Annotated in this window: 8 protein-coding genes and 2 pseudogenes; 5 read left to right on the top strand and 5 right to left on the bottom strand. The window is 69.7% G+C overall.

The window, feature by feature from the left end:
- A pseudogene (locus tag FL311_RS38460) lies at positions 1–876 on the bottom strand (hypothetical protein); the annotation flags it as partial.
- Between the two features lie 217 nt (positions 877–1,093).
- Between FL311_RS38460 and FL311_RS38455 the strand changes: the two are divergent.
- Positions 1,094–1,474: pseudogene (locus tag FL311_RS38455) on the top strand (DUSAM domain-containing protein).
- A gap of 222 nt (positions 1,475–1,696) precedes the next feature.
- A complete protein-coding gene (gene bla, locus FL311_RS38450; protein ID WP_255510398.1) occupies positions 1,697–2,470 on the top strand; it encodes a subclass B3 metallo-beta-lactamase in 774 nt (257 codons plus the stop codon).
- A gap of 57 nt (positions 2,471–2,527) precedes the next feature.
- On the opposite strand, the gene FL311_RS38445 is transcribed toward bla, so the two are convergent.
- The 3 genes from FL311_RS38445 to FL311_RS38435 all read right to left on the bottom strand — a co-directional run bounded on the left by FL311_RS38445 (position 2,528) and on the right by FL311_RS38435 (position 4,982).
- Positions 2,528–2,743: a hypothetical protein gene (locus tag FL311_RS38445; protein ID WP_194869549.1), complete on the bottom strand. Its 216-nt coding sequence runs from the start codon at positions 2,741–2,743 to the stop codon at positions 2,528–2,530.
- A 299-nt stretch (positions 2,744–3,042) separates the two neighbouring features.
- Positions 3,043–3,552 (bottom strand): hypothetical protein, encoded by a 510-nt coding sequence (locus tag FL311_RS38440; RefSeq protein WP_141332631.1) that lies wholly within the window; start codon positions 3,550–3,552, stop codon positions 3,043–3,045.
- An 86-nt stretch (positions 3,553–3,638) separates the two neighbouring features.
- Complete coding sequence (locus FL311_RS38435; protein WP_141332630.1) at positions 3,639–4,982, bottom strand: short-chain fatty acid transporter; 1,344 nt, start codon at positions 4,980–4,982, stop codon at positions 3,639–3,641.
- 118 nt (positions 4,983–5,100) lie between these two features.
- Here FL311_RS38435 and FL311_RS38430 point away from each other — a divergent pair, with 118 nt between their 5' ends.
- Genes FL311_RS38430 through FL311_RS38420 form a run of 3 tightly spaced genes read left to right on the top strand, consistent with a single transcriptional unit; the run spans position 5,101 to position 7,802 of the window.
- The gene (locus tag FL311_RS38430) at positions 5,101–6,576 is read left to right on the top strand and encodes an ATPase domain-containing protein (RefSeq protein ID WP_141332629.1); all 1,476 of its coding nucleotides are present in this window, start codon (positions 5,101–5,103) and stop codon (positions 6,574–6,576) included.
- A 25-nt stretch (positions 6,577–6,601) separates the two neighbouring features.
- Complete coding sequence (locus FL311_RS38425; RefSeq protein ID WP_141332628.1) at positions 6,602–6,970, top strand: two-component system response regulator; 369 nt, start codon at positions 6,602–6,604, stop codon at positions 6,968–6,970.
- 10 nt (positions 6,971–6,980) lie between these two features.
- Entirely contained in the window at positions 6,981–7,802 is an 822-nt protein-coding gene (locus FL311_RS38420; RefSeq protein ID WP_141332627.1) for a hypothetical protein, read from the top strand.
- Between the two features lie 7 nt (positions 7,803–7,809).
- Here the strand turns inward: FL311_RS38420 and FL311_RS38415 are convergent, their stop codons facing one another.
- Positions 7,810–7,959, bottom strand: a complete 150-nt coding sequence (locus FL311_RS38415) for a helix-turn-helix domain-containing protein (RefSeq protein WP_305036182.1) — start codon at positions 7,957–7,959, stop codon at positions 7,810–7,812.
- Positions 7,960–7,962: the final 3 nt, after the last annotated feature.

Here is a 7,962-nt window from a genome sequence, read left to right as displayed (position 1 = left end):
GCCTTCTTCTGGACGTCCGCCCCAGCCCCCCAGCAGCGTCACCTCGAAACCGCCGTCAGCGCTCCTGCGCCGCACGAGCATCGCGGAGCCGTCCACATGAGCCAGTGTCAGCGGCTTCGAGGTGCCTCCCGCGCGTCCCCAATCATGGGCCGAGGACACCGACAGCAGGTACTGCAAGGGAATGAGGGGGCGGCCGAAGAGGAGGTGCTGCATGTCCAGCGCGACTTCCGCGCCCACCAGTCGCGCGCCCAGCACGTCCGAGGCGAAGGCCTCCGCGTAGACCGGGCCCAGCATCCCCGTCACCACCGCTCCAGCGGGGTGGTAGTCGGGGTTGCTCCGGTTGCTGTAGCGGCGCACCAGGTGTCCCGACAGCAACGTGTAGGACTCCAGAGCGCCCAGCCACAGAGAGTTCGGCGCGCCGCCAACCCTGAGCGCGCGCACCACCTGCCCCCAGTCGGACAGCGTGTCCCAGTCCTCCTTCCTGACGAGCCCCGCTCCCTCCGCGCCACCCCAGAGACGCAACCGCACCGGTGCTCCGACTTCGAGGGTGAAGGCGCCTTGTCTCCTCACCACGCCACGCGGCTCCAGTTGCACGAAACCTTCGTCGCGACCCACGCCACTTCGGGGCAGCAGCGTCAGCGAAGTGGCCTCCAGGCGCAGCCAGTGCGCCCACCTCGTGTCATTGCTGGGAGGTGCAGGTGACGCGGGCTCTTCGTCAGTCTGGGCCGCTCCTGCTTCTTCGCCAGAAGCCTCGGCCCGAAGCGCCTCCTCCAGCCTGCGCACGGTGGCGTCGAAGTCCTCAGGGGTGACGGCCTCCTGTCCCCACCCGACCCTGGGTAACAGCAGCAACAACACGACGGCCGAACGCATGCACATCGACGCCTCCGTGGAATGCCCCAGCAGGGGCGCTCGGAACAGAGGTTCCCTGTTCGGTCCGACAGGGCGGTGGGCCGGGAGGGGTGTCGCGCTTGACGAGTCACGAATGCCTCGACCCGTCGAGGGGTGGAAGGGAAGCTGCTATGCCTGCTCCCCCTCCTGCGAGGGACAGCAAGAATGGCCAGGCGACAAGTGCTATCCGAAGAAGAGGTAGTGCATGTCCGATGAACTGGACTGGGACCCCATCCGCACCCTTGCCCGTCGTGTGTTGCAGGGCGGTGAAGGCCTCGTGCTCACCGATGACATCCGCACCCTGCTCGAGCGCACGGCCCGTGAGGTTGGCATCGGTGTCTCCGAAGCCACCGATTTGCTGGCAACGGACGCTGGCGCCCGGACGCTCCTGGAGGAATGTGCGCGGCGCACTCGCGAAGGCTCCAGCCGCATGGTGTCTTCACTGAACCGGATGTATCGCCACATGTGAGCCGGTGATTCCGATGCTGCTCGCCAGGTGATGCGGGACGTGCTCGCCGTCGAGCGGGTGCCGCACTATCGCGAAGTGGCCCAAGGACAGCTCGACGAGATGTCCGACGACCCGTGACGTGAGTCGTGGCTCGGAGACACCACGTCTTGCGGTCCCGTATCCGCGAAGCCCCCGCGTGGTGCCGTGCTAGCGTCCCCGCACCTTCCTGCCCCTTCACCCACCATGCGCTTCCGGACATTCACCTGGGTTCTCTCCTCCTGCCTGCTGGGCGCCGCGACCGCTGTCGCCACACCGCCGCCGTCGAAGCTCCCGCCGCTTCCTCAGTTGGAGGCGTACACCGTGAGTGCACCCTGGCTGCAGCCCATCCTGCCGCTGCGCATCGCCGACCGCACCTGGCAGATTGGCACCGAGGAGCTGACCGCCCTGCTGGTGGAGACCCAGGACGGTGTCGTGCTGCTCGACGGCGGCATGCCCCAGATGGCCGACCATCTGCTCGAGAACCTGCGGCGTCGTGGCTTCAAGCCCCAGGACCTGCGCCTGCTGCTGAGCAGCCACGCCCATGCCGACCATGCCGGTCCCTTCGCCGCGTTGAAGCGCCGCACCGGCGCGCGGGTCGTCGCCAGCGCCGAATCAGCGGTCCTGCTGGCTCGCGGGGGCGTCGATGATCTGCACTTCGGTGATGACTTCGTCTTCGCCCCCGTCGTGGTGGACCGCGTGGTGATGGACGGCGAGGTCGTCAAGCAGGGCGGCGTCGAGTTCACCGCGCACTTCATGCCAGGGCACACCCCTGGCAGCACCGCCTGGACGTGGACGGATACACGAGACGGCAAGCCCGTGCGCATCGCCTACGTCGACAGTCTCAGCACCCCCGGGTATCAGTTGCTGGGCAACCCGCGCTACCCCCGGCTCGTCGACGACTATCGACGCAGCCTCGCCACCGTGCGCGCGCTGCCTTGTGATGTCTTGCTGTCACCTCATCCGAGCTTCAGCGGCTGGGAATACTCCGCCGGAGACAAGGCCGGCGCCAAGGCGCTGACCTGCAAGGCCTACGCGGACGCCGCCGAGCGCGACTTCAACGCCAGGCTGAGCGAGCAGCGTCGCAAGCCTCGTTGAACCACGCGTGCCCACCCGAGCCCTCGAAACAGGGGCTCGTGGCGGGCCGTGCCTTCTTCACTCCGCGCTGAGCCGGGCCTCCGGCCACCGCTGGCCCGAGCTGTAGTTGAGGGGCACCCACCGGTAGCTCCGCCCCTCCGCGCTCAGTCGGCCCAGTCCAGGAAACGGCATGTGCGAGAGGCCAATCAGGTCTCCGCGCGCCGCGGCGTCGGAGAACACGCGCGCCCGCTGCGCGGCGGCGGACCGGTCATCCACGTCGTAGGCCACCGTCACCGACCTGAAGGATCCCCGCCTTCAGCGTGGAGAAAAGCTCTCGGCTACCGCGCTGTCCCAGCAATTGCCCTTGCGCGACATGCTGCACTCGATGCCGTGCTCCTCGAGCAGCCGGGGTCAGGTCCCGAATCGGGTGTAGTGGTTCCGGAGGGGTTCGGGGGAGGAAAGCTCCTTGGCAGCTTCAAGACGAAGGAGTCGCCTGCCAGGTCTTTCGCGGCCCCACTCAACACCAACGCCCACCCAAGGCCGCCAGGGGCCTCGTGGTGGGCGTCCGGTGCTTCAAGCGCGCGGTGCGTGACTCAGTTCACCTTGACCTGCAGCTCCTTGAGGACCTGGTCACCGCGCAGCACGGAGACCGTCCAGTTGCCCGGCTTGTTGAGCCGCACGCCGGTCCACTGACGCGCGCGCCAGCCGTCGCCCTTGAGCTTCACGTCCTTGGTCTCACGCACCACGTTGCCCTGCTTGGTCTGCACCATGACGTCCTCGACCGAGTCGCCCTGGGGCACCAGGTAGGCCTGCCACAGCATCACGGTGGTGTTCGCCTTGATGCCCTCGGCGGCGACCTCGGCGATGCACTCGTACTTGTTGGGGCCGTCCTTGGCCACCTCCGTACAGAGCTTGGCCTCCACCAGCACGGGTCCCTGGCCCTTGCCGTTGTAGAAGAAGTTCCAGGTGTCACGGACCGCGTCCGCGCTCGGAACCTTCGCGGGCTCCTTGGCCGGAGCCTCCGCCGCCGCGTCCTGCGCCAACGCCAGCGACGACATCCCCAACACCGCACACACCATGGTCCGCGTCATCAGCTTCTTCATGCTCGGGGTCCCCTCGTTGGATGAGTTGGGACCCGCCTTCCCCGGCGGGTCCTGCCCGGAGGTCTAGCACGGAACCTTGTCACGTCTCATCCGAGCCACCAGAACGCCAGCGTCACCAGCGGCAGGTACACCAGGAACGCCACCAGCAAGAACCCCAGGATGTCCTTGAACTCCAAGCGGGCCACGGCCAGGAGCGGCAGCGCCCAGAAGGGCTGGATGAGGTCGGTGGCCATGTCGCCCCAGGCGTACGCGAGCACCACCTTCTCCGGCGCCACCCCCAGCCGGCTCGCCGCGTCGAGCAGGTAGGGCGCCTCGATGGCCCACTTGGAACCCCCCGAGGGGACGAAGTAGTTCACCACGCCGCTGTAGAGATAGACGATGGCCGGGAAGGTCCGCGGCGTGGACAGCGACACGAAGAGCTGGCCGATGCGGTCCGTCAGCCCCGTGGCCTTGAAGATGCCGTAGATGCCCGCGTACAGGGGGAACTGCAGGACGATGCCGTGCAGCACCGTGCCGGCCTCCTCCGCCGCCTTGATGAGCCGCGCGGGCGTGCCGTGCAGCAGCACCGCGAGCACCAGGAAGGTGAAGTTCACCACGTTGAGGTTGAGCGCCCGCCAGCCGCCGTTGAGCCACAGGTACTGGCCCAGCCACAGCAACCCCAGCACCCCGAAGAGGACGTTGAGCAGCCGCGCGTGGTCCAGCCAGACGGCCAGGCTCTGGTCGGCGGGGCGCTCGGGCGCAACGAAGTCCCCCAGCTTCTCCAGCACCGCCGGGTCCACCCGCACCACGTGCTCGGGCCTGGGATGCAGCGCCCACGCCAGCAGCGTGAGGCCGGCGACGACGCCCACGGTGAGCGAGACGTTGAAGGGCGAGAAGAGCGTCCGGTCGATGGGGATGAGGCCCATGCTCTTCTCGAGGAAGTGGCCCGGCGTGGCGACGAGCAGCGGCGCGGAGGCGGACAGGCCCGCGTGCCACGTCGCGCCCAGGCCGAAGTACGCGCACGCGACGAGCAGCCGGTAGTCCACGTCCGGCCGGCGCCGCGCGACGAAGCGCACCAGCATGGCGCTGGCCACCAGGGACAGGCCCCAGTTGACGTACGCCAGCGCCATGGACACGAAGGCCATCAGCGCCACCGCGCCGCGCGGCGTGCGCGCCAGGCCGGACGCCTTCTCCAGGAGCGCTCGGACAGGCGTGGTGAGCGCGAGCAGGTAGCCAGTGAACATCACCAGGGCCATCTGCATGGAGAACGTGAGCAGCTCCCAGAAGCCGCCGCCCCACGCGTCGAGCACCTTGGGGGGACTTGCGCCCACCCAGCCCATGGCGAGGCCCATGGTCAACAGGCTCAGGAGGACGGCGATGGAGAACGCGCTGGGCACGAAGCGCGCGGAGAAGCGGCCAAGGGCTTCGGCGATGCGGACGAGGGTGTCCACGCGGGGCAGGGGCTCCTGGAGGGTTCCAGGTCCGTTCTACGGCATTCCGAGGGCTTGTCGCGCTCCCTGTAAGCAATCCAGGCGCGCGGGGACTGCGTTTTGCGGTATGAGCGCTCCCATGTCTCCTTCCGAGCAAGCGCCGCGGCAGGACGCGCGTGTGTCCACCGGCGTGCCCGGCCTGGACGCCGTGCTGGGCGGTGGCCTCATCACCTCGGGTGTCTACATCGTCGTGGGCGAGCCCGGGGCGGGCAAGACACTCTTCGCCAACCAGCTCTGCTACCACCAGGGCCGCGCCGGGGTGCGCTGCCTCTACGTGACGCTCCTGGCCGAGTCGCACGCGCGCATGCTCGCCAACATGCGGGACATGGCCTTCTTCGACCCCGCGCTGCTGCCCGATGGCGTGTACTACGTCAGCGGCTTCCGCACGCTGGAGGAGCAGGGGCTGCCGGGGCTTTTGGAGCTCTTGCGCCGCGAGGTGCGCAACCACAACGCCAACATCCTGGTGCTCGACGGCCTGGTGCAGGCCCAGGAGGCGGCCGGAAGCAGCCGCGACTTCAAGAAGTTCATCCACGAGCTGCAGGTGTCCGCGGGCCTGTCCCGCTTCACCGCGCTGATGCTCACCAGCTCCAACGGCCCCACCGTCCACCCCGAGTACACCATGGTGGATGGCATCCTGGAGCTGCGCGAGCGGACGCTGGGCGTGCGCTCCTGGCGCGAGCTGCAGGTCCGCAAGTTCCGCGGCGGCGCGACCCTGGCGGGGGTCCACACCTTCCGCATCTCCAACGCGGGGCTGGAGGTCTTCCCCCGGCTGGAGGCCCGGATGCGGCGCGGCCCGCCGCCCGAGCCGCGCGAGAAGCGGGTCCACTTCGGCATCCCGTCCATGGACGCCCTCTTCCCCGGCGGGCTGGCGGCGGGCTCCACGTCGTTGATTCTGGGGCCTCCGGGCAGCGGCAAGACGCTGATGGGCAGCAGCCTGCTCGTCGAGGGGCTGAGGCAGGGCGAGAGCTGTCTGTACATGGGCTTCTACGAGTCGCCCGAGCGGCTGCTGCACAAGGTGGCGGCCGCCGGCATGGACATGTCCGGCGCGGTGAAGGAGGGCCGGATGCACCTGCTCTGGCAGCCTCCCGCCGAGTGCATCCTGGACGTGCTCGCGGACCAGCTGTTGAGCACGGTGCGCAAGCACAACGTGTCGCGGGTGTTCGTGGACGGGCTGCCCGCCATGAGCCAGGCGGCGCCGGACCCCTCGCGCATGCCGTCGTTCTTCGCGGCGCTCACACAGGAGCTGCGCTCCTCTTGCGCGACCACCATCTTCAGTCTGGAGACGCCGCGCCTGTTCGGCCCGGTGCTCGACGTCCCCCTGGAGCCGGGGCCCTCCGCCGTGGCGGAGAACCTCTTCTTCCTGCGCCACGTGGAGCTGGAGGGGCGCCTGCGCCGGCTCCTGACCATCTTCAAGCTGCGGGACACCGACTACGACCCCTCCATCCGGGAGTTCGTCATCTCCCGCCAAGGATTCGAGGTTCAGCCTCCCTTCGACGTCGCCCTGGACACCCTGTTGACGGGACTTGCCCGGCACCGGAGCGGTGGCCATCCCTGATTCGCGAGGAGCGCAGCCCGCCCGTATGGAGACGGTCCTGGTGGTGGATGACGAGCAGGGCATCCTGGAGGCCCTCGCGGACCTGTTGCGCGAGGAGGGCTACCGGGTGCTGACGGCCTCGCATGGACGCGAGGCGCTGGCGCGCATGAGCGAGCTGCGCCCGGACCTGGTCCTCACCGACTGGATGATGCCGGTGATGGACGGCCCCGCGCTCATCAAGCACATCCGCACGGAGCCGGAGTGGAAGGGCGTGTCGCTCTTGGGCATGAGCGCGGTGGACGTGGGCGCCCTGCGCGTGGAGTACCCGGGCATCCCCTTCCTCCAGAAGCCCTTCGACATCCCCGCGCTGATGAAGCAGGTCCGCAAGGCCCTGGACGGCAAGCGCGCTCTCTAGAAGGGCCCCCATGTTCTACCTGCTGAAGCTCGGCCCGGTGCCGCTCTCCCAGGGCACGACGGACGTGTACCTGCGCATCACCGACACGGGCGAGCCGTCCGCGCCCGTGTTCGAGCGCGACGACGTGGCGGGGCTGACGGTGCTGCTGGAGGGGCTGGAAGCGCGCGAGTCGGTGCGGTGCGAGCCGGCGTTGGCCCAGGCTGGCGCCGAGCTGGGCGTGCGGGCGGAGGAGCCGACGGAGGCGGCGTTGTCGTCGCGGGCGGCCATCGCCACGTTCCTGGCCTGGGGACAGCGGGGGTTGTCCGGGCTGGGCTCGGACAAGGCGCTGTTGTTCGTGCAGGCGGCCACCGAGTACTGGGAGGCGCGGCCGTGGACGCACTGGGATGACAGCCAGCCCTTCGAGGTGGCGGTGTCCGGTCCGCTGACGCACACCTTCGAGGGCTGCGTGTTCCACACCGGCGATGGCCGGGCGGGGCTGGCGCTGTACTTCCAGCCGGGCGCGCTCCAGCAGTTGATGCACATGCAGGCGCAGGGACAGGCGGAGGCGGCGCAGGAGCTGCCCGCCATCGCGGTGACGCTGGACACGACGCCGGCGTACGCGGTGGAGGCGCTGTCCTCGGCGGGGCGGGTGCCCCGGCTGCCCATGCCGCTGAAGACGGGCGCGGGCGGCGTGGGCGTGCCGTCGACGGTGGAGGCGCTGCTGCTGGTGGCCACGCTGCGCGCGGTGGCGCGGCTGGGGCCCGAGCAGCAGGAGGTGCTCAGCAGCGTGGTGGCGGGGGACGCGCGCATGGAGGTCCACGTGCGCGCCCCGAAGCCGCGCGTGCGGCACTGAAGGCGCCCTACTCGCGCGGGGCCGCGCCCAGGCCGTGGCGCTGCAGCAGGCGGCGCAGGTGCGTGCGGTGCATCCCCAGCGCGCGCGCCGCGGCGGCCACGTTGCCTCCGTGGGCGCGCAGGGCCTCCTCCACGCGCGCGCGCTCCGAGTCCTCCAGGGG

The organism is Myxococcus sp. AB025B (assembly GCF_006518215.1).
Lineage (GTDB): Bacteria > Myxococcota > Myxococcia > Myxococcales > Myxococcaceae > Myxococcus > Myxococcus fulvus.
The sequence above is the reverse complement of the archived record's forward strand: the minus strand, read 5'-3'. Positions and strand labels throughout refer to the sequence as shown.